Source organism: Cupriavidus necator N-1 (assembly GCF_000219215.1).
GTDB classification, from domain to species: Bacteria; Pseudomonadota; Gammaproteobacteria; order Burkholderiales; family Burkholderiaceae; genus Cupriavidus; species Cupriavidus necator.
Genome location: NC_015726.1, coordinates 2,233,702 through 2,254,450 on the forward strand (window position 1 = coordinate 2,233,702; position 20,749 = coordinate 2,254,450).

At 66.4% G+C, this 20,749-nt stretch carries 22 protein-coding genes; 6 read left to right on the plus strand and 16 right to left on the minus strand.

Annotated features, from left to right (window positions below; translation table 11 throughout):
- Positions 1–4: 4 nt before the first annotated feature.
- From CNE_RS10505 to CNE_RS10535, 7 genes are all read right to left on the minus strand, one after another.
- Complete coding sequence (locus CNE_RS10505; protein WP_013957117.1) at positions 5–1,081, minus strand: branched-chain amino acid ABC transporter permease; 1,077 nt, start codon at positions 1,079–1,081, stop codon at positions 5–7.
- Positions 1,082–1,092: 11 nt separating this feature from the next.
- Entirely contained in the window at positions 1,093–2,118 is a 1,026-nt protein-coding gene (locus CNE_RS10510; protein ID WP_013957118.1) for a branched-chain amino acid ABC transporter permease, read from the minus strand.
- A 15-nt stretch (positions 2,119–2,133) separates the two neighbouring features.
- Complete coding sequence (locus CNE_RS10515; protein WP_013957119.1) at positions 2,134–2,874, minus strand: ABC transporter ATP-binding protein; 741 nt, start codon at positions 2,872–2,874, stop codon at positions 2,134–2,136.
- A complete protein-coding gene (locus CNE_RS10520) occupies positions 2,867–3,628 on the minus strand; it encodes an ABC transporter ATP-binding protein (protein ID WP_041227982.1) in 762 nt (253 codons plus the stop codon). Before CNE_RS10520 ends, CNE_RS10515 begins: the two co-directional genes overlap by 8 nt.
- A gap of 93 nt (positions 3,629–3,721) precedes the next feature.
- The gene (locus CNE_RS10525; protein WP_013957121.1) at positions 3,722–4,909 is read right to left on the minus strand and encodes a substrate-binding domain-containing protein; all 1,188 of its coding nucleotides are present in this window, start codon (positions 4,907–4,909) and stop codon (positions 3,722–3,724) included.
- 77 nt (positions 4,910–4,986) lie between these two features.
- Positions 4,987–5,769, minus strand: coding sequence for an enoyl-CoA hydratase/isomerase family protein (locus CNE_RS10530; RefSeq protein ID WP_013957122.1), 783 nt, complete (start codon positions 5,767–5,769; stop codon positions 4,987–4,989).
- The gene (locus CNE_RS10535; protein ID WP_013957123.1) at positions 5,766–6,419 is read right to left on the minus strand and encodes a TetR/AcrR family transcriptional regulator; all 654 of its coding nucleotides are present in this window, start codon (positions 6,417–6,419) and stop codon (positions 5,766–5,768) included. Before CNE_RS10535 ends, CNE_RS10530 begins: the two co-directional genes overlap by 4 nt.
- Positions 6,420–6,660: 241 nt before the next feature.
- On the opposite strand from CNE_RS10535, the gene CNE_RS10540 reads away from it, so the two are divergent.
- The gene (locus CNE_RS10540; RefSeq protein ID WP_013957124.1) at positions 6,661–7,569 is read left to right on the plus strand and encodes an alpha/beta fold hydrolase; all 909 of its coding nucleotides are present in this window, start codon (positions 6,661–6,663) and stop codon (positions 7,567–7,569) included.
- Here the strand turns inward: CNE_RS10540 and crcB are convergent.
- The 7 genes from crcB to CNE_RS10575 form a co-directional block, all read right to left on the minus strand.
- Positions 7,519–7,899: a fluoride efflux transporter CrcB gene (gene crcB, locus CNE_RS10545; protein WP_013957125.1), complete on the minus strand. Its 381-nt coding sequence runs from the start codon at positions 7,897–7,899 to the stop codon at positions 7,519–7,521. The genes CNE_RS10540 and crcB overlap by 51 nt on opposite strands.
- Positions 7,899–8,417 (minus strand): molybdenum cofactor biosynthesis protein MoaE, encoded by a 519-nt coding sequence (locus CNE_RS10550; protein ID WP_013957126.1) that lies wholly within the window; start codon positions 8,415–8,417, stop codon positions 7,899–7,901. Before CNE_RS10550 ends, crcB begins: the two co-directional genes overlap by 1 nt.
- A 1-nt stretch (position 8,418) precedes the next feature.
- Positions 8,419–8,676 carry a molybdopterin converting factor subunit 1 gene (gene moaD, locus CNE_RS10555; RefSeq protein WP_013957127.1) on the minus strand — a complete coding sequence of 86 codons (258 nt, stop codon included), beginning with the start codon at positions 8,674–8,676 and terminating at the stop codon, positions 8,419–8,421.
- 30 nt (positions 8,677–8,706) lie between these two features.
- Positions 8,707–9,945, minus strand: coding sequence for a molybdopterin molybdotransferase MoeA (locus CNE_RS10560; protein ID WP_013957128.1), 1,239 nt, complete (start codon positions 9,943–9,945; stop codon positions 8,707–8,709).
- Between the two features lie 173 nt (positions 9,946–10,118).
- Positions 10,119–11,564: a threonine synthase gene (thrC, locus tag CNE_RS10565; RefSeq protein WP_013957129.1), complete on the minus strand. Its 1,446-nt coding sequence runs from the start codon at positions 11,562–11,564 to the stop codon at positions 10,119–10,121.
- A 21-nt stretch (positions 11,565–11,585) separates the two neighbouring features.
- Complete coding sequence (locus tag CNE_RS10570; RefSeq protein WP_013957130.1) at positions 11,586–12,896, minus strand: homoserine dehydrogenase; 1,311 nt, start codon at positions 12,894–12,896, stop codon at positions 11,586–11,588.
- Positions 12,897–12,946: 50 nt separating this feature from the next.
- Positions 12,947–14,182 (minus strand): pyridoxal phosphate-dependent aminotransferase, encoded by a 1,236-nt coding sequence (locus CNE_RS10575; RefSeq protein WP_013957131.1) that lies wholly within the window; start codon positions 14,180–14,182, stop codon positions 12,947–12,949.
- Positions 14,183–14,526: 344 nt separating this feature from the next.
- Here CNE_RS10575 and CNE_RS10580 point away from each other — a divergent pair, with 344 nt between their 5' ends.
- The 5 genes from CNE_RS10580 (at position 14,527) to CNE_RS10600 (ending at position 18,956) form a co-directional block, all read left to right on the plus strand.
- Positions 14,527–14,910 carry an Mth938-like domain-containing protein gene (locus tag CNE_RS10580; RefSeq protein ID WP_013957132.1) on the plus strand — a complete coding sequence of 128 codons (384 nt, stop codon included), beginning with the start codon at positions 14,527–14,529 and terminating at the stop codon, positions 14,908–14,910.
- A 127-nt stretch (positions 14,911–15,037) separates the two neighbouring features.
- Complete coding sequence (locus tag CNE_RS10585; protein ID WP_013957133.1) at positions 15,038–15,502, plus strand: peroxiredoxin; 465 nt, start codon at positions 15,038–15,040, stop codon at positions 15,500–15,502.
- Between the two features lie 428 nt (positions 15,503–15,930).
- Complete coding sequence (locus tag CNE_RS10590) at positions 15,931–17,634, plus strand: PhoH family protein (RefSeq protein WP_013957134.1); 1,704 nt, start codon at positions 15,931–15,933, stop codon at positions 17,632–17,634.
- 135 nt (positions 17,635–17,769) lie between these two features.
- A complete protein-coding gene (locus CNE_RS10595; protein ID WP_013957135.1) occupies positions 17,770–18,231 on the plus strand; it encodes a hypothetical protein in 462 nt (153 codons plus the stop codon).
- 47 nt (positions 18,232–18,278) lie between these two features.
- Positions 18,279–18,956, plus strand: coding sequence for a C40 family peptidase (locus tag CNE_RS10600; RefSeq protein ID WP_013957136.1), 678 nt, complete (start codon positions 18,279–18,281; stop codon positions 18,954–18,956).
- A gap of 60 nt (positions 18,957–19,016) precedes the next feature.
- On the opposite strand, the gene CNE_RS10605 is transcribed toward CNE_RS10600, so the two are convergent.
- Both CNE_RS10605 and CNE_RS10610 read right to left on the minus strand, forming a co-directional pair.
- The gene (locus CNE_RS10605; RefSeq protein WP_013957137.1) at positions 19,017–20,024 is read right to left on the minus strand and encodes an inorganic phosphate transporter; all 1,008 of its coding nucleotides are present in this window, start codon (positions 20,022–20,024) and stop codon (positions 19,017–19,019) included.
- Between the two features lie 13 nt (positions 20,025–20,037).
- Positions 20,038–20,664 (minus strand): DUF47 domain-containing protein, encoded by a 627-nt coding sequence (locus CNE_RS10610; protein WP_010809517.1) that lies wholly within the window; start codon positions 20,662–20,664, stop codon positions 20,038–20,040.
- Positions 20,665–20,749 lie beyond the last annotated feature (85 nt).

The window sequence follows — 20,749 nt, forward strand, 5'->3', positions numbered from 1 at the left end:
CCGCTCAGCTTGCCACATCCTGCACGGGCCCGGTGCCGCGCAGCCGCCCCACCACGCCCTGCGGGAAATAATAGACGCTCAGGATAAACAGCAAACCCAGCCACAGCAGCCACCGGTCCGGATGCAGCAGAGACGACAGCAGCGGCAGCGCGGCGGTGGTGTCGCTGGCCAGTTTCATCACGTCCTGCAGGTAGGTCTGCGCCACCAGGAACAGCACCGTGCCGATCACCGCGCCATAGAGCGTGCCCATGCCGCCGATCACCACGATCAGCAGGATGTCGACCATGATCTCGAACGACAGCGAGGTATCGGGCCCGTTATAGCGCAGCCAGATCGCCATCAGCACGCCGGCCAGCGTGGCGAACATCGCCGACAGCACCGTCGACACGGTACGGTACACCACGGTGCGGTAGCCGATCGCCTCGGCACGGAAATCGTTCTCTCGGATCGCCTGCAGCACCCGGCCAAAGGGCGAGTTGACGATGCGCAGCAGCACCAGAAACAGCACCACCGCGCCGGCGAACACCAGGTAGTAGCTGAGCAGCTTGCCGCTCAGCGGCACGCCCAGCCATTCGGCCTCGCCCAGCGTAAAGCCGGGACGCAGCACCTCCGGCACCTTGAAGGTCAGCCCGTCTTCGCCACCGGTCCATTCCGACAGTTGCGACACCAGCGTGGCGAAGGCGGTCGCCACCGCCAGCGTGATCATGGCAAAGAAGATGGCCCGCACCCGCAGCGAGAACAGCCCGATCAGGAAAGCCAGCAGCGCCGACACCGCCAGCGCGCCGACAGTGCCCACCAGCAGCGCCCCCCACCCTGGTTCCATGCGCGACATGGCGATGGCCACGCCATAGCCTCCAATGCCGAAGAACATGGTGTGGGCGAAGGAAACGATGCCGGTATAGCCCAGCAGCAGGTCATAGCTGGCCACCAGCACCACGAAGATGCAGATCTTGGCCGCCATGTTGAGCGCACGCGCGCCGGGGAAGGCGAATGGGGCGCACGCCAGGGCCACCAGGATCAGCAGCAGGATCACGGTCAGCACGCGGCTGCGCGGCAGGTCGCCGGAGAGAAGTCGGATCATGATCGTTGCCCTCAGCGCCGCGCCACCGGAAACAGCCCCTGCGGGCGCCACAGCAGCACTAGCATCATCAGCAGGATGTTGGAGAACAGAGCCACCTTGGGGAACAGGAAACCGGTGTAGTTGGCCATCAGCCCCACCAGCAACGCGCCGACAAAGCAGCCGGTAGTCGATCCCAGCCCGCCGATGATGATGACGATAAAGATCAGCACATTCACCTGCGCGCCGATCGCCGCGGTGATGTTCTGCTGGTACAGCCCCCACAGCACCCCGCCCAGCCCCGCGAGCGCCGCGCCCGCGACGAACACGCTGATAAACAGGCGCCGCACGCGGTAGCCAAGCGCCTCGACCATCTCGCGGTTCTCCACGCCGGCGCGGATCAGCAGGCCGATGCGGGTGCGGTTGAGCAGCAATAGCATCGCGATAAAGATCACCAGCCCCAGTGCCATCGCGATCAGCCGGTATTTCTCGATGGCGGCATCGCCCAGCAGCACCGCGCCGCGGAAGGTGGTGGGCACCTGCAGCGCAATGGTCTCAGGACCCCAGATCGCCTTGATCAGCTGCTCGGCCACGATCATGCCGCCCATCGTGATCAGGATCTGCTTCAGGTGCTGGCCGTAGACCGGGCGCACCACCACGCGCTCGAAGAACAGCCCGACCGCGCCGGCTGCGACCATCGCGGCTACGATCGCCAGTGCAAACACCGACAGGTTCAACGCCAGGCTGTCGGCCTCGACCCAGCCTGCCAGTGGCAGCAGGACCGAGGCGGCCACATAAGCGCCCAGCGCGATGAAGGCGCCGTGGCCGAAGTTGAGCACATCCATCAGGCCGAACACCAGCGTCAGGCCGGACGAGACGACGAAGATGATCATGCCCATCGCCAGGCCGGCAATGGTCAGCGTCAGCCAGGTCGACGGGCTGCCGACCAGCGGATAGGCCAGCAGCATCAGCAGCGGCGCCAGCGCCAGCGGGGTCCAGTCGAGCCGGACCTTGGGCAGGTCCGTCGGTGCGGCGGCCGGCAATGTCGTTGAAGTGGTCATGTGTGTTGTCCCGCGTTACTGGTGCGCCGCCAGCGACAGCCCCAGCAGCTTCTGCTGCAGCAAGTCGTCTCCAGCCAGCGCCGCCATCGTGCCCGTGTGTACCGTGCGGCCATCGTCCATCACCGCCACCGTATCCCCCACCGACTTCGCCATATGGAAGTTCTGCTCCACCAGCAGGATCGACACCTCGGTCTGCTTGAGCTCGCGGAACACATGGATCATGTTCTGGATGATGGCCGGCGCCAGGCCCTTGGTGGGCTCGTCGACGATCAGCAGCTGGCGCGGCTCGATGATGGCGCGCGCCACCGACAGCATCTGCTTCTGCCCGCCCGACAGCACGCCGGCACGCTGCTGCCAGAAGGTCTTCAGCGCCGGGAACATGCGGAACACCCAGTCCAGCCGGCGCTCATCGATGGCGCCGGTGCGCGCTGCCAGGCGCATGTTCTCGGCCACGGTCAGGTCAGAGAACACGCTCATGTTCTCCGGCACGTAGGCAATGCCGGCCTGCGCGATCGCGGGCGTGCTGTGGCGCGTGATGTCGGTGCCGTCAAAGGTCACCGTGCCCGCGCTGGCCTGCCACAGGCCCATGATGGTGCGCAGCGTGGTGGTCTTGCCGGCGCCGTTGCGCCCCAGCAGCATGGTCACGCCGCCGCGCGGCACCTCGAAGCTCACGCCGTGCAGGATGTGGTACGGGCCGATATGGGTCTGCACGCCCTGCAGCCGCAGGATCGGCCCGGTTGCTTGTGCGTCAGCCATGGCTGCCCTCCTCTTCCGGCATGCCCAGGTAAGCCTGCTGCACCACCGGCGAGGCGATCACCTCGGCCGGGTCGCCGTCGGCCACCAGGGTGCCGTTGTGCAGCACGATGATGCGGTCGGCCAGCGAGCGCACCACGTCCATCTTGTGTTCGACCAGCAGCACGGTCTTGCTGCGGTCCTGGCGGATCTCGCGGATCAGGTCAAGGATCACCGGCACTTCATCCACGCTCATGCCCGCGGTGGGCTCATCAAACATGAACACGCGCGGCTGCAGCGCCAGCAGGATGCCGACCTCCAGCTTGCGCTGGTCGCCGTGCGGCAACGAGGCCACTGTCAACTGGCGCTTGCCGGCCAGCGCCACGCGCTCCAGGATCGCCATGGCCTGGGCCTGCACGTCGCGGTGGCTGGTCCACATCGAGAACAGATCGATGCCGCGCTGCTGGCGCGCCTGCACCGCCAGCCGCACGTTCTCCAGCACCGACAGCTGCGGAAACAGGCTGGTCAGCTGGAAGGCGCGGCCAATGCCGCGGCGCGTCTTCTGCGACACCGGCAGGCGCGTCACGTCCTCGCCATCCAGCAGGATCTGCCCCGCCGTGGGCGGCAACTGGCCCGAGACCAGGTTGAAATACGTGGTCTTGCCGGCGCCGTTGGGGCCGACGATGCAGGTCAGCTCGCCGGGCCGGAACGCGCACGACACCGCATTGACGGCCACGTGGCCGCCAAAGCGGATGGTCAGGCCGCGCGTTTCCAGCAGCGGCTGCCGCCCCGGCGGCAGTCGCGCCGGCGTGCCCGGCGGCCGGCTGCGACGGCGCCGGCGCGGACCGGGCGAAAGAGGCTGGCGCGTTCATCAGCGGTGGTTGCGCACGGGCACGGCCATCTCTTCGGGCTTGATCTCGCGCACGAGTTCAGGCACGCCCCAGGCGAAGGCCGGATCCACCTTGATCTTGAAGTGGTACATTGACTGCATGGCCTGGTGGTCTTCCTTGCGGAAGGTCATCTTGCCCTTGGGCGTGTCGAACGACATGCCCTCCATCGCCGTGATCAGCTTCTCGGTGCCGGTCTCGCCGCTGGTCTTCTTCAGCGCCTCGACCAGCGCGATGCCCGCGGTCATGCCGCCGGCCGTGAAGAAATCGGGCGGCGCCTTGAACTTGCTGTAGTGGTTGGACACCAGCCACTCATTGGCCTTGTTCTTGGGGATGCCGAAGTAGTAGTACGTGGCCCCTTCCATGCCCGGGAAGTTCTTGTAGCTGGCCATCGCCGGCAGGATGTTGCCGCCGGTGGCAATCTCGATGCCGTAGCGCTTGGGATCGAGATCGGCGATCTTGAACGGGTTGCCGGCACCGGCCCAGATGATGAAGATCACCTTGCGGCCCGGCTTGTCCTTGAGCGAATCAAACAGCCGCTGCGCGCCGGCGGTGAAGTCCGTGGTGCTGGTCGGCAGGTATTCCTCATGCACGATCTTGGCGTTCTTCAGCGCGCCCTTGAAGGCCTTGACGCCGTCGCGGCCAAAAGCGTAGTCCTGCGCCAGCGTGGCGATCTGCACGCCCGGCTTGTCCAGCGCCACGGCGTTGGAAATTGCGTCCTGCGACGAATTGCGGCCGGTGCGGAAGATATAGCGGTTCCACTTGTCGCCGGTGATCGAGTCAGCCACCGCGGGCTCGACCAGCAGCACCTTCTTGTATTCCTCTGCCACCGGCAGCATCGCCAGCGCGGTGCCGGAAGAGGTGGGGCCGACCGCGATATCGGCGCGGTCGTCGCTGTAGGCAGCGGCCAGCTGGGCCTTGGCCACGTCCGGCTTGCCCTGGGTGTCTTTCTCGATCACCACCAGCTTGTTGCCGTTGACGGTCATGGTGCCGTTGGTGGCGTACTCCAGGCCCATCATCAGGCCGGTCTGGGTCTGCTTGGCGTAGGCCTCGAGCGCGCCGGTCTTGTCATAGACGTGCGCGATGCGGATGTCCTTGGCCAGCGCGGTGCCGGCGGCAAGCAGGCCGGCGGCCATGACCAGGGCACGTACGGCGAGTGGGTTGCGTTGCATTGCTGTCTCCTGTGTTCGGTCTCGTTTGTGTTTGTCTGGATGAAACCTGCTGCAACTGCTTTGGAATGCTGTACGGACTATTCGCGCGTGCGTCCTGCCAGGAAGCACCGCATGCCGTCGGCGGTCTCGGCACTGGCGATCTGGGCGACAAAGGCCGCGCGCTCTCGCTCAAGGCCGGCCGCCAGGGTGTCGGCGTCCCAGCGCAACAGCGCGCGCGTGCGGGCCACGCTGCCCGGCACCTTGCGCATGACGCCGCGCGCCAGCGTCACGGCATCGGCCTCGGCCGAACCCGGCGCGGCCAGCGCGGTGGCCAGGCCAAGTGCCTCTGCCTCCGGCGCGGCGACGATCGTATTGTTCAGCTGCCAGGCGCGCGCCTGCGGCGTGCCGACCAGCTGCGGCAGCATCGCGGTCCAGCCGCCGTCCGGGCTGAAGCCAACCACCGTGTAGTACGGCGCGATGCGCGCATCCCGCGCCAGCACCGCCATGTCGCACGCCAGCACCAGGCCCAGCGAGCCGCCCGTCAGCCAGCCCTCCACCGCCGCCACCACCGGGCAGCGCAGCGCTGCCAGTCGCAGGATCGAGCGGTTCAGCAGTGCCAGCAGCCGGTCGGCGTAGCTGGCTATCGCGTCGCCCTGCGCAGCGAATGCCGCGACGTCGCCGCCGGTGGAGAAATTTTTTCCGGCATGCGTCAGCACCACGGCATGGATCGCGGGGTCGACTTCAATCTCGTCCAGCGCGGCCAGCAGCGCTTCCAGCAACTCGGGCACCAGGCTGTTGTGCCGCTGCGGCCGGTTCAGGCGCAGCAGTGCCACGCCATCGGCGCGCTCCCACTGCACCAGGGGTTCTGCGTGGGCGTTCATCGCGGCTGCAGGCCGTGCGAGATCAGGTCGAAGGCGGTGTCGACCACCTTCTCCATCGAAGGCGGGCGCTTCCAGCGCGCATAGCGCATGCCCAGGAAGTTGCTGATGCCAATCAGGCACCAGGCGCGCACCTCGGCGTCGCCGGGCACGATCTCGCCCTGCTCTTCGGCGCGCGTCAGGCGCCGGCTGTAAAGCTCGGCAAACACCTGGAAATAGCTGCTGTAGATGGTCTCGTCCACCGAGTACGAATCCAGCACGATCCGGTACAGGTTCTTGTGGCGCGACACGAATGAGAGAAATGCCTTCAGGCCCAGGCGCTCGGCTTCCATCTGGGTGGCCGCGGCGGCAACGTGCTTGCGCAGGTGGGTGCGCACCAGTTCCAGCATGTGCGCGACCAGTGCGCGGAAGATGTCTTCCTTGTCCTTGAAATACAGGTAGAAGGTGCCCATCGCGACCTTGGCTTCCTGCGTGATCTCGGAGATCGACGCAGCGTAATAGCCTTTCTCACCGAACACCTTCTCGGCCGCGCGCAGCAGCGCCTCGCGCGTCTTCTGCCCGCGCGCGGTCTTGGGCGGGCAGATGCCGCCGGCGTGGCCGGGTTCGCGGATTGCGCCGGTTTCGGGCGGTGCGCCCGTGTCGGTCTGGGACATCTTGTCTCCGGTGGCGCTGCGCGCCTTGTCATTGGAATGCCAGCCGCTTCCTGCCATGCCGGCGCAGGCAGGCGCCTCCTCCGCGCCTGCCTGCGCCGGGAATCGCCAATCAGGCAAAACCTGATAGCTGATTCATGTTTCATCGTATAAATTGCCCACCATGGATGTCAATAGAGAGGCACCCTCACCCGGTGGCATCCAGGCCGCTGCCCTTTACCCTCCTGCCAGGAGAGAACCATCGTTGGACGCTCCCGATTCGGCACCTGCCGGCCCCACTCCGCCGCCCTTCGCCAGCCACCCGGCGCGTGGCGCCTTGCCAGGCTGGCGCGAAACCGGCCAGGGACGGCCGCTGCTGCTGCTGCACGGCTGGTCGGTCACCGGCGAGGCCTTCGACGGCCAGCGGGCGCTCGCACTGGCGGGATTCCGCGTGATCGCACCCGACCATGCCGGCCACGGCCTGTCGCGCGAACGCGACGGCACCACGATCACGGCGCTGGCGCGCGACGTCGCCGGACTGGTTGCGCACCTCGGGCTGACAGACGTGGTGGTGGCTGGCTGGTCGATGGGGGCGATGGTGGCATGGGCGCTGCTGCGAGACCATCCGGGTCTTCCGCTGGCAGCGGTCGGCAGCATCGACATGACACCCAGGCTGGTGACCGATCCGGCCTGGCCGCATGGCCTGCACGGCCACTATGAGATTGCGCACGCCGCGCAGATGGCGGCCCGCATCCGGGCCGACTGGCCCCGGCTGGCGCCGTCGGTTGCACTGGGAATGTGGTCGGCGGGAAGGCGCCCGGAAGGCACCGCAATGCAGCGCATCGCGCACATGGCGGACCAGTGCGATGTGGCGGCGCTTGCCGCGCTATGGGAAGACATGGCGCGCCAGGATTTCCGGGAGACACTGCGCGGCACCGGGCGGCCGCTGTTCCATTTGTACGGGGAAGCCAGCCGGCTCTATGCGCCCGCGGTGGGCGCCGCCACGCTCGCACTGCGGCCCGAGGCGGGATTCAGCGTGGTGGCCGGCGCCGGTCATAGCCCCCACATGGAGCGGCCGCAGGCGTTCAATGCCGCGCTGCTGGACCTGATCGCCAGGGCCGCGTCAGGCCAGCAAGCGGTAAGTCCAGAGGCCGAACGCGGTCAGCAGCAGTGAGCCGCCCAGGTGCAGCAGCAGGTGCAGCGCCGCCCAGCCGTAGTCGCCGGCAATCAGGTTCGCCAGCACCTCGCTGGAAAAGGTCGAGAACGTGGTCAGCCCGCCAAGGAAGCCGGTGATAGCCAGCAGGCGCCATTCCGGCGGCAGGCCCGCGTGCGTATCGAAGAATCCGACCGCCAGGCCGATCAGGTAGCCGCCCAGCAGGTTGGCCGCCAGCGTGCCATAGGGTAGCGCGGGATTGATCGCGTTCCACAGCACCGCGAAGCCCCAGCGCAGCCACGCACCGGCCGCGGCGCCCACGCCCACGGCGACAAAGCCGAGCGGCCCCATCAGGGCTGGCTCCCGCCCTGCTTCTCCGGTGGTGCGCCAGCATCGTCGCCGCTGGCATTGAACGATGCGATCCCCCAGCGCTGGAGGGCGGCTTCGTCAGTCACGCGGGCATCGACCCAGCGCGCGCCTTCCGGGGTGTCTTCCTTCTTCCAGAACGGCGCTTCGGACTTGAGGTAGTCCATGATGAACTCGCACGCGGCGAAGGCATTGCCGCGATGCGCCGACGCCACCGCGACCATCACGATCTGGTCCAGCGGCTGCATCGGGCCCACGCGGTGGATGATGATCACGCCCAGCAGCGCCCAGCGCGCGCACGCAGCCGCCTCGATCTGCGCCAGCGCCTTCTCGGTCATACCCGGATAGTGCTCCAGCTCCATCGCGCTGACCGCGCTGCCGTCGCTGACATCGCGCACGGTGCCGATAAAGCTGGCCACCGCGCCGACCGCCGGATTGCCGGCTCGCAGCGCCGCGACTTCCGCGCCAAGATCGAAATCCTCACGCTGCACCCTGACGCTCATCTCAGCCTCCGGTCACTGGTGGGAAAAAGGCGACTTCGCAGCCGTCGGCAATCGCCGTATCGGGGCGCGCCACCGCATGGTCGACAGCCATGCGCAGCGCGCGCCCTTCAGCCAGGGTCTCGGCCCAGGCGCCGCCGCGCTGGCGCAGCCACTGGCGCAGCTCGCCCACGGTGCGCACGTCGGCCGGCACCTCGGCGCGCTCTTCGGTCACGCCCAGCTGCTCGCGCACGCTGGCAAAGAATCGGAGTTCAATGATCATCACTGCTTCTGTCCTGGTCATGCTGGCCGGCTACGCGAGCAGGCCGTCAAACGGAATGAACTGCACGGTATCGCCGCGCGCGATCGCCTGGTTGGGCGGATTGTCGATCAGGCCGTCGCCCCAGACGGTGGAGGTCAGCACGCCCGAGCTCTGGTTGGGGAACAGGTCCAGGCCGCCCTCGGCATTGATGCGCGCGCGCAGGAACTCATTGCGGCGGTCGCCCTTGTTCAGTTCGAAATCCGCGCGCAGCGGCAGGCGCCGCGGCGTCACGCCGGCCACGCCCTGCAGGCGCAGGATGAACGGGCGCACGAACAGCAGGAAGGTCACGAAGCTGGACACCGGGTTGCCAGGCAAACCCAGGAAGAACGCCGGCTCGGCATCGTTGTTGACCTGCCCGAACGCCAGCGGCTTGCCCGGCTTGATCGCGATCTGCCACATGTCGAGCCGCCCTTCAGCCTCGACCGCGGGCTTGATATGGTCTTCCTCGCCGACCGAAACGCCGCCCGAGGTGATGATCAGGTCGTGTCCCTGCGCCGCGCGGCGCAGCGTCTCGCGCGTGGCGGCCAGCGTGTCGGGCACGATGCCGAAGTCGCTGACCTCGCAGCCCAGGTTTTCCAGCAGGCCGCGCAGTGTGAAGCGGTTGGAGTTGTAGATGGCGCCCGGCTTGAGCGGCTCGCCTGGCATCGCCAGTTCGTCACCGGTAAAGAACACCGCCACGCGCACGCGCCGCACCACGTCCAGCTTCGCCTGGCCGACCGATGCGGCCAACCCCAGCGCCTGCGGCGTCAGCCGCGTGCCGGCCGGCAGGATCACGCTGCCGGCTTCGATATCCTCGCCCGCGCGCCGCACCCATTCGCCGGGTTGCGGCACGTGGTTGACCATCACGTCCTCGCCCTCGACGGTACATTGCTCCTGCATCACCACGGCGTCGGCGCCCCGCGGAATCAGCCCACCGGTGAAGATGCGCGCGGCGGTGCCGGGTTCCAGCGCGGTGCCGACATGGCCGGCGGGAATCCGTTGCGATACGCGCAGCCGCGTGCCGGCAGCGGGCACATCGGCCGCGCGCATGGCGTAGCCGTCCATCGAGGTGTTGTCGGCCGGCGGCACGCGCAGCGTGCTGGTCACGGGCGCGGCCAGCACGCGGCCGTTGGCGTCGAGCGTATCGATGGATTCAACCTGCGCCAGCGGACGGGCAGCGCCGAGCAGCGCGTCGAGCGCCTGGGCCATGGTCAGCATCGGGGGGCGGGAAGGTGCTGCGGCTTGGGTCATGGTGCGATGTGGGAAAGAGTTGGCCCACGAAAAACGGCCCGCGCATTGCCGGCACCCACTTGATTGGGGCAGGCAATCCGGGGGCCGAAGATCGGGCCCGCAGCCTGATTGTAGCGAGTTGGCGCGGGCCCGGCATGCGGCAGCGCCGCAGCGGGCTACACGCACCCGCGCGGTTACAGGCCGGTGTGGCCGGCGATGTAGGCCTTGACCTGCGCGGCGTCGGCGGGCATCACTTCAAAGCGCTGCGGCAGCCTCTCGATGCCCTCGAACCTGGCCGGGCGCTCCGGCTCGTGGCCGAGCGCTTCGCGGATGGTGTCGGCGAACTTGGCGGGCAGCGCGGTTTCCAGCACCACCATCGGCACACCGGCGCTGAGATGCTCGCGCGCCACCTTGACGCCATCGGCGGTGTGGGTATCGATGGTGATGCCGTAGCGCGACGACAGGTCGCGGATGGTGGCCAGCCGGTCCTGGTGCGTGCTGCGGCCCGAGACAAAGCCAAACTGGCGGATACGGTCGAATTCCGGCGTGCCCGACAGGTCGAAGCCGCCCTTCTCTTCCACGTCACGGAACAGCGCCGCCAGCTTGCCGGCGTCCTGGCCCAGCAGGTCGAACACGAAGCGCTCGAAGTTCGAGGCCTTGGAGATATCCATGCTCGGGCTCGACGTGTGGTACGTCTCGGCCGACTTGCGCACGCGGTAGGCGCCGGTGCGGAAGAACTCGTCGAGCACGTCGTTCTCGTTGGTGGCGACCACCAGCTTGTCGATCGGCAGGCCCATCATGCGCGCGATATGGCCGGCGCAGACGTTGCCGAAGTTGCCGGACGGCACGCAGAACGAGACCTTCTGGCCCGGGCCGCTGGTAGCCAGCAGCCAGCCCTTGAAGTAGTACACCACCTGGGCCACCACGCGCGCCCAGTTGATCGAGTTGACCGTGCCGATCTTCTGGCGCGCCTTGTAGTCGAGGTCGTTGGAGACCGCCTTGACGATGTCCTGGCAGTCGTCGAACACGCCTTCGACCGCCAAGTTGAAGATGTTGGCATCCTGCAGGCTGAACATCTGCGCGGTCTGGAACGCGCTCATCTTGCGGTGCGGGCTCAGCATGAACACGCGGATACCGCGCTTGCCGCGCATCGCGTACTCGGCGGCGCTGCCGGTATCGCCCGAGGTCGCGCCCAGGATGTTCAGCTCCTGCCCGGCGCGGCCCAGCGCGTACTCGAACAGGTTGCCGAGCAGCTGCATCGCCATGTCCTTGAAGGCCAGCGTCGGGCCGTTGGACAGGCCCAGCAGTTGCAGCTTGGTGCCGCCTTCCTCGCCCAGCGTGCGCAGGGGTGTGATGTCGGCGGTGTTGTCGCCCTCGCGTGCGTTGCAGTACACCTCGGCGGTATAGGTCTTGCGCGTCAGCGCGCGCAGGTCCTCGGCGGGAATATCGTCGCTGAACTTGCGCAGGATCTCGTAGGCCAGGTCGGCATACGACAGCTTGCGCCAGGATTCGAGCTCATCGGCCGTGACTTGCGGGTACTCGGTGGGCAGGTACAGCCCGCCGTCCGGCGCCAGGCCGCCCAGCAGGATCTCGGAGAAGGTTTGCGGCAGCTCATGGCCGCGGGTCGACTGGTATTTCATCTGAATCTGCCGGTCCGGCCCTTAGTTCAGTTCTTCCATGCGCAGGCGCGTCACGTCGGACAGCACGGTCTGCAGCGCCTCGATCTTGGCGATCGCCGCGTTGACGTGCTTCTCGCGCGTGATGTGGGTCAGGATGATGATGTCGGTCTGCGGCTCGCCTTCGCGCGATTCCTTCTGCAGCATGGCGTCGATCGAGATACCGCCTTCGGCCAGGATGCGGGTGATCTCGGCCAGCACGCCGGTCTCGTCGGCCACGCGCATGCGCAGGTAGTACGAGCTGTTGATCTCTTCGATCGGCAGCACCGGCACACTCGACAGCTCATCCGGCTGGAACGCCAGGTGCGGCACGCGGTGGTTGGGGTCGGCGGTATGCAGGCGGGTCACGTCGACCAGGTCGGCGATCACGGCCGAGGCGGTCGGCTCGGCGCCGGCGCCCTTGCCGTAGTAGAGCGTCGCGCCCACGGCGTCGCCCTGCACCAGCACGGCGTTCATCGCGCCTTCCACATTGGCGATCAGGCGCGAGGCCGGCACCAGCGTCGGATGCACGCGCAGCTCGACACCGTCGTCGCGGCGGCGGGTGATGCCCAGCAGCTTGATGCGGTAGCCCAGTTCCTCGGCGTACTTGATGTCGACGGCCGAGAGCTTGGTGATGCCTTCCACGTGGGCCTTGTCGAACTGCACCGGCATGCCGAAGGCGATCGCGCTCATCAGCGTGACCTTGTGCGCGGCGTCGACGCCTTCGATGTCGAAGGTCGGGTCGGCTTCGGCATAGCCCAGCTGCTGCGCTTCCTTCAGGACCACGTCGAAATCGAGGCCCTTGTCGCGCATCTCGGACAGGATGAAGTTGGTGGTGCCGTTGATGATGCCGGCGATCCACTGGATGCGGTTGGCGGTCAGGCCTTCGCGCAGCGCCTTGATGATGGGGATGCCGCCGGCCACCGCGGCTTCGAAGGCGACGATCACGCCCTTCTTGCGCGCGGCTTCGAAGATCTCGTTGCCGTGCACGGCCAGCAGCGCCTTGTTGGCGGTGACCACGTGCTTGCCGTTCTCGATCGCCTTGAGCACCAGCTCGCGCGCGATGCCGTAGCCGCCGATCAGTTCGATGACAATGTCGATGTCGGGGCGGCTGACCACCTCGTTGGCGTCGCTGACGATCTCCACTTCTCCGTTGGTCAGTTCGCGCGCGCGTTCGGTGTTGAGATCGGCCACCACGGCAATCTCGATGCCGCGGCCGGCGCGGCGACGAATTTCTTCCTGATTGCGCTTGAGCACGTTGAACGTGCCGCTACCGACGGTACCGATGCCGAGCAGGCCAACTTTGATGGGGTTCATGGACAATCTTCTGAGTTGCTAAGGATGAATTGCGGCGCGGCCCGCGAAAATCAGGCCGCTGCCTTGCCGTGGCGTTTTCGGTACGCCTCGAGGAAGCGCGCGATGCGGCTGATGGCCTCGCGCAGGTCTTCCTCGTGCGGCAGGAACACGATGCGGAAATGGTCGGGCTTGGCCCAGTTGAAGCCCGAGCCCTGCACCAGCAGCACCTTGGACTCCTGCAGCAGTTCGTAGATGAACTCCTGGTCGTCCTGCACCGGGTACATCGACAGGTCGAGCTTGGGGAACAGGTACAGCGCCGCCTTGGGCTTGACACAGGTCACGCCCGGAATCGCGGTGATCAGCTCGTAGGCCAGGTCGCGCTGGCGGCGCAGGCGCCCGCCTTCGTTGACCAGGTCGTTGATGCTCTGGTAGCCGCCCAGGGCGGTCTGGATCGCCCACTGGCCCGGCACGTTGGCGCACAGGCGCATCGACGACAGCATGTTCAGGCCTTCGATATAGTCGATGGCCGGGCGCTTGTCGCCCGACACCACCATCCAGCCGGCACGGTAGCCGCACGAGCGGTAGTTCTTCGACAGGCCGTTGAAGGTCACGGTCAGCACGTCGGTCGAGAGCGAGGCGATCGAGGTGTGGGTGTGGCCGTCGTACAGGACCTTGTCGTAGATCTCGTCGGCATAGATGATCAGGCCGTGCTCGCGCGCGATGGCGACGATCTCGAGCAGCAGTTCGTCCGAATACAGCGCCCCGGTGGGGTTGTTCGGGTTGATGATGACGATGGCCTTAGTATGCGGCGTGATGCGGGCGCGGATATCGGCCGGATCGGGCATCCAGTCGTTGGACTCGTCGCAGATATAGTGCACCGGCGTGCCGCCCGAGAGGCTCACCGCAGCGGTCCATAGCGGGTAGTCCGGCGCCGGCACCAGCACTTCGTCGCCGGCATTGAGCAGCGCGTTGACGGCCATCACGATCAGTTCGGAGGCACCATTGCCCACATAAATATCGTCCAGGCCAACGCCTTCGATATTTTTTTGCTGGGTATAGTGCATGATCGCCTTGCGTGCGGCGAAAATACCCTTGGAATCAGAATAACCTGCCGAATTTGGCAGGTTTCGCATCATGTCCTGCTGAATCTCTTCCGGCGCATCAAAGCCGAACACGGCCAGGTTGCCGATATTCAGCTTGATGATCTTGTGCCCTTCTTCCTCCATCTGCTTGGCCTTTTCCAGCACCGGTCCGCGGATGTCGTAGCAAACGTTATTGAGTTTGTTGGATTTCTGGATGGGTTTCACGGCGATGTCGGGCAAGCGTAGCGTGCCGCGCAGGCGGCACCGGACTGGGAATCTGGGCGAATCTGAATTAATGCCGAAGCCCCGTGCGGAAGCCCCGCGCCGAGGCGCCGTCCGCTGCAATGCAACGCGAACGTGGCAGACAGGGAGGCAAAAGCTATAATTTATCGGATTATGACAGACTTCGGCAGGGATTCTTGCATTGCAGCGTGCGCTTGCCGCGCGTACGCCAGGCGCCTGCGCACTGTCGTCCATCTTGTCGTCCACACCGTACCCGCCCGGGGTGCCGGCCATCCGCCCCACGGGCCGGCCCGCCAGCCCGTGGCGGCCGCCGCAGAGGCCTCCAAGTGAAACTCCACGCCGACCAGCCCCAGTCGCTCAATACCGTCACGGCCTACGGGCCGGGATACATCGAGATCAACCTCGTCCGTCACACCAACTCGGTCCTGGTCATGCCCGAGGGCGAAGTACGGCCCTGGCCGGTCAGCCGCTTCGAAGACCTGGAGCCCGCGCATTTCGAGCAACTGGTGGAACTCGCCCCCGAAGTGGTGCTGCTCGGCACCGGCTCGCGGCTGCGCTTCCCGCACCCGCGCCTGACCGCATCGCTGTCGCGCCGTCATGTCGGGGTGGACGCCATGGACCTGCAGGCCGCCTGCCGCACCTACAACATCCTGATGGCAGAAGGGCGCAAGGTGGCGGCGGTGCTGTTGCTCGAACCCGAAGCCGCCTGACCTTTGCAAAAGTTGAGCCGGCGCCACGCTTGAAGTCCGGCAGGGCGCCCCAATCTGCCCCGCCAAGGTGGCAGCCCCCTCACCCGATTCTCCCGATCCCCTGCCCCCTCCCCCAGGAGCCACAAGCATGACCGTCAGTCTGAACAAGGCCGTACCCGACTTCAGCGCGCCGATGACCGGCGACGCCACCTTCCGCCTTGCCGACTACCGCGGCAAGACGGTGGTGCTGTACTTCTACCCGAAGGACAACACGCCGGGTTGCACCACGGAGGCCATGAACTTCCGCGACCAGTACGAGGATTTCCAGAAGGCCGGCGTGCAGGTGTTCGGCATCTCGCGAGACAGCATCCGCTCGCACGAGAACTTCAAGGCCAAGCTTGAACTGCCCTTCGAGCTGATCTCGGATGCCGACGAAGCCGTGTGCACGTTGTTCGATGTCATCAAGATGAAAAAGCTTTATGGCAAGGAGCACCGGGGCATCGAGCGCAGCACCTTCATCATCGACGGCAAGGGCATGCTGCGCCACGAGCTGCGCGGCATCAAGGTGCCGAACCATGTTGACGAAGTCCTGGAAATCGTGCGCGGGCTCTGAGGTATCGCGTCGGTATCGGCCTTGCCTCGACACGGACGCCAAGCCGGACGTGCTGTGTCGCAACAAGCCGATGGCAAACCCAATTGCCAAACCCAAAACCTTCGGATACATTGGCCCGTAATGAGTTCAGATTCCGGATGCCACGCTGTTTCGACTCCCCGGCCCAGGCGGTTCGCGCCACAGGCCGGTAGCGGACCTGCCGTGTCGGCAGTCCACCAAAGAAGCCGCCGGATCCCAGCCGCCAACCCTGTTCAGCAGGCATGGCGGCTTTTTTGTTTGCAGCCGCGTCTGTCCTCATGCCTGTCCGCACCGGGAGCCTCGCGCATGCATGCCCCGGCCATCGGCCGCCACGCCGTCTCCGACGTATCGCGGCGTCGCGGCGCGGACACCCTCGCCCCCTTCTTGTCCCCCTGAAAGGAAAGCCAAGCATGCCGCTGCCTACCATGCCCGCCAAGCCTGCCCAATTGCTGGATCCGAGCGAGTTTGCTCCGGTCTCCGCGGTGCCCAAGGCCAAAGCCGCCACACAGGGCAAGAAACCTGTGCCGGCGCTCGAGCGTGTGGCATTGCTGGAAACCGGCGACACCGAGGTGTCTGAGGTCCAGGCCCGCGCCGCCGGTGGCACCCGCGCCCGCAGCACCGAGGCCCCGGCCGTGTCGACGCCTGCCGTCACTGCCGCGCCAGTCAGCCTGGTCAAGCCGTCCTCCGGCCCCACACGCCGCGCCCGCAAGTCCGAAGGCCCGAGCAAGCTGTTCGTGCTCGACACCAACGTGCTGATGCACGACCCGGCCTCGCTCTTTCGCTTCGAGGAACACGACATCTATCTGCCGATGATGACGCTCGAAGAACTGGACAACCACAAGAAGGGCATGAGCGAAGTCGCGCGCAACGCGCGCATGGTCAGCCGCACGCTCGATTCGCTGGTGGGCGGCACCGACGGCGTGCTCGACGAAGGCCTGCCGCTGGCCAAGCTGGGTAACCGCGACGCGCAGGGCAAGCTGTTCTTCCAGACGCGCCTGAACGACATCAAGCTGCCTGAAGGCCTGCCGCAGGGCAAGGCCGACAACCAGATCCTGGGCGTGGTCAGCGCGCTGCAGCAGCAGTACCCCGAGCGCCAGGTCGTGCTGGTGTCGAAAGACATCAACATGCGCATCAAGGCACGCGCGCTGGGCCTGCCGGCCGAAGACTACTTCAACGACCAGGTCCTGGAAGACAAGGACCTGCTCTACGCCGGCGTACTGCAGCTGCCCGGCGACTTCTGGACCCGGCACGGCAAGGGCGTGGAAAGCTGGCAGGATCCGAAGTCCGGCGCCATGTTCTACCGGCTCACCGGCCCGCTGGTGCCGTCGTTCCTGGTCAACCAGTTTGTCTACCTGGAACCGGTCGACGGCAGCCTGCCGCTGTACGCGCAGGTCAAGGAGATCAATGGCAAGACCGCGCTGCTGCAGACGCTCAAGGACTACACGCACCACAAGAACAATGTGTGGAGCGTGACCGCCCGCAACCGCGAGCAGAACTTCGCGCTCAACCTGCTGATGAACCCGGACATCGACTTCGTCACGCTGCTTGGGCAGGCCGGCACCGGCAAGACCCTGCTGGCGCTGGCCGCCGGCCTGGAACAGGTGCTGGACCAGAAGCAGTACAACGAGATCATCGTCACGCGCGCCACGGTGCCGGTGGGCGAAGACATCGGCTTCCTGCCCGGCACCGAGGAAGAGAAGATGCAGCCGTGGATGGGCGCGTTCGACGACAACCTCGAGGTGCTGCAGAAGAGCGACGACAGCGCCGGCGACTGGGGCCGCGCCGCCACGCAGGAGCTGATCCGCTCGCGCATCAAGGTCAAGAGCATGAACTTCATGCGCGGGCGCACCTTCGTCAACAAGTTCGTCATCATCGACGAGGCTCAGAACCTGACGCCCAAGCAGATGAAGACGCTGGTGACGCGCGCCGGCCCGGGTACCAAGATCATCTGCCTGGGCAATATCGCGCAGATCGACACGCCGTACCTGACCGAGGGTTCGTCGGGCCTGACCTATGTAGTCGACCGCTTCAAGGGCTGGAGCCACAGCGGCCATATCACGCTGGCGCGCGGCGAACGCTCGCGCCTGGCCGATCACGCCGGCGACGTGCTCTGACACTGGCAGTCTGCGGCGCGCCCTGCCGGTGGCGGGGCGCGCCCGCAGTGCCTGAGCGCCGCCGTCAACGACAAGCACTTTGGGGCTATGATGGCCCATGTTTGCCGTTGCCCCGCATCCCCACTGGAGGCGTCGATGAATATCCAGCATCTGCCCCGCAGGCATGTGCCTGCCATCGCCCGCAGCCAGCACAGGCAGCGCCTTGCGCTGGCCGTGCTGGCTGCCGCCGGCATCGCGCTGGCCGCGAGCTGGCGCCCGGCCCATGCCGCCGAAGAAGAAATGGTGATACGCACCATGGGCCCGGTCAGCTACGTCTGCGGCGGTGTCGCCGAGGACGAGCGCCAGGCGCTGGCCGCGAAGGAAAAGGACTTCAATATAGGCATCCTGTTCATCCAGGGTGCAAACGGTGAATTCCTGTCGGACGTGGCGGTCAGGCTGGTGCGCGACGAGCAGGAAGTCGCCAGCTTCAACGCCGCCGGCCCGCGCTGCCTGATACGTGCGCCCGAAGGCAGCTACAATATCGAGGCCAGTTACAAGGGCCAGGCCAAGTCCATCAAGGTCAGCACCGGTACGCGCAACGCCCAGCTACGCTGGTAGCGGCAAGGCTTCCGGTGCGCCGGCAGGCCGGCGACCAGAAACCCAGGATGCCATTGCGCCGTACCCGAATCTCTTCCCATCCATTGCGTGCGCAGGGCCTGCTTGCCCAGGTCCGGCTGCCGCTGCTCTGCGCCACCGCCCTGTTGCTGGCGGCCTGCGCAAGTTCCCCGCCTTCGCGCCATGCCGGCCTGCCGCGCACGCCGGGCAAGCCCATGATCGATCCCAGCGCCGGACTGGAAGAGATTTCGATCCAGGCGATGTCGCTGGTCGGCACACCCTATCGCTACGGCGGCAATACGCCAGACTCCGGCTTCGACTGCAGCGGGCTGGTGCGCTACGTGGTGTCGCGCGCGGCCAATGTGAACCTGCCGCGCACGACCGAGGCAATGGGCGCCCGCGGCAGTTCGCTGGACCGCAGCGAGGTGGCATCCGGCGACCTGGTGTTCTTCAACACCACCGGCCGCGCCAATTCGCACGTGGGCATCTACGTCGGACAGAACCGCTTTGTCCATGCGCCGTCTTCCGGCGGCACGGTCCGGCTGGAGGACATGGGCAAGCCCTACTGGGCCTCGCGCTACAACGGCGCGCGCCGCGTGGTGGCGGCGGCCAACCAGCCACCCGCGTCGGTGGCATTCCCGGCAGCGCCACCGCTGCCTGAGCCCGCGCCGGCCCCCGCACCGCTTCCGGTCGACGACGATCCCATCGCGGCCTTCGCCAACCAGTGAAACGCCCAAACAAAAAGCCAGGCATCAGCCTGGCTTTTTGCTGGTACGGCGGCCCCTGCCTTACAGGATATGCCGCCCGATCCACCATGCGATCGCCGCCATGAAGGCCGATGCCGGAATCGTCAGCACCCAGGCCCAGACGATATTGCCGGCCACGCCCCAGCGCACCGCCGACATCTTCTGCGCAGAGCCGACGCCGACGATGGCGCCGGTGATGGTATGCGTGGTCGATACCGGCACGCCCAGCGCCGAGGCAAAGAACAGCGTGATCGCCCCGCCCGTCTCGGCGCAGAAGCCGCCGACCGGCTTGAGCTTGGTGATCTTCTGGCCCATGGTGCGCACGATCCGCCAGCCGCCGAACAGCGTGCCCATGCCGATGGCCACGTAGCAGCTGACGATCACCCAGGTCGGCGGCTGGCCGCCGGCCACCACATGGCCGCTGGCGATCAGCAGCATCCAGATGATGCCGATGGTCTTCTGCGCGTCATTGCCCCCATGGCCCAGGCTGTACATCGATGCCGACACCAGCTGCAGGCGGCGGAACCAGCGGTCCACGCGCGACGGCGGCGTGCGAAAGAAGGTCCAGCCCACAATCACCATCATCAGCGAACCGAGGATAAAACCCAGCAGCGGCGAGATCAGGATAAAGGCCACGGTTTTCAGCAGGCCGCTGCCCACCAGCGCACCGGTGCCGGCCTTGGCCACCGCCGCGCCCACCAGTCCGCCGATCAGCGCGTGCGACGACGACGAAGGGATGCCGTAGTACCAGGTGATGACGTTCCAGGCGATCGCCCCGACCAGCGCCCCGAACACGACGTAATGGTCGACGATACTGACATCGATCGTGCCGGTGCCCACCGTGGCGGCCACCTTCAGATGGAAGATAAAGATCGCGACGACGTTGCACATCGCCGCCATCGCCACCGCGTGGTGCGGCTTGAGCACGCCCGTGGAAACCACGGTGGCGATCGAGTTGGCCGCGTCGTGGAAGCCGTTCATGAAGTCGAACAGCAGCGCGAGCGCCACCAGCAAGGCGATCACCCACAGGCTCATTTGTATGGTCTGCATGCCGATTGCCGCCTCAGGCGTTTTCCAGGACGATGCCTTCGATGATGTTGGCGACGTCCTCGCACTTGTCGGTGATCGTCTCGAGCTGTTCGTAGATGGCCTTCAGCTTGATCAGGCGCTTGACGTCGGTCTCGTCACGGAACAGCTTGGACATCGCCGAGCGCATCACGCGGTCGGCTTCAGACTCGAGCTGGTCGATCTGCTGCGCGGTCTTCAGGATGGTGCTGGCGTTGCCCATGTCCTCAAGCAGGCCCACCGCGATCTTGACCTGGTCGCAGCACTGCACGCAGATGGCCGCCAGGCGCAGCGCCTCGTCGGTCAGGTTGGTCACGTCGTACAGCGAGATGGTCTCGGCCACGTCTTCCATCAGGTCCAGGATGTCGTCCATGGTCGTGATGAGCTTGTGGATCTCGTCGCGGTCCAGCGGCGTGATGAAGGTCTTGTGCAGCAGGTCGATGGTGTCGTGCGTGATCCGGTCGGCCTTCTTTTCGGTGGCCTGGACGCGGCGCGCATGGGCCTCGGCGTTGGGCAAGTCGTTGACCAGTGCCTGGAGCTCATGGGCGGCGGTCACCGCGCAGTCGGCATGCTGGTTGAAATATTCGAAGAACTTGCCCTCCGTGGGCATGAATCGGCCGAACATGGAATGTTCCTTGTGGCAGCGTGGTGACGCTGCTGATTGTGTTGCAGGATTGAGCGGGCGCGTTGCATGACAGTCGCGGGTGGTG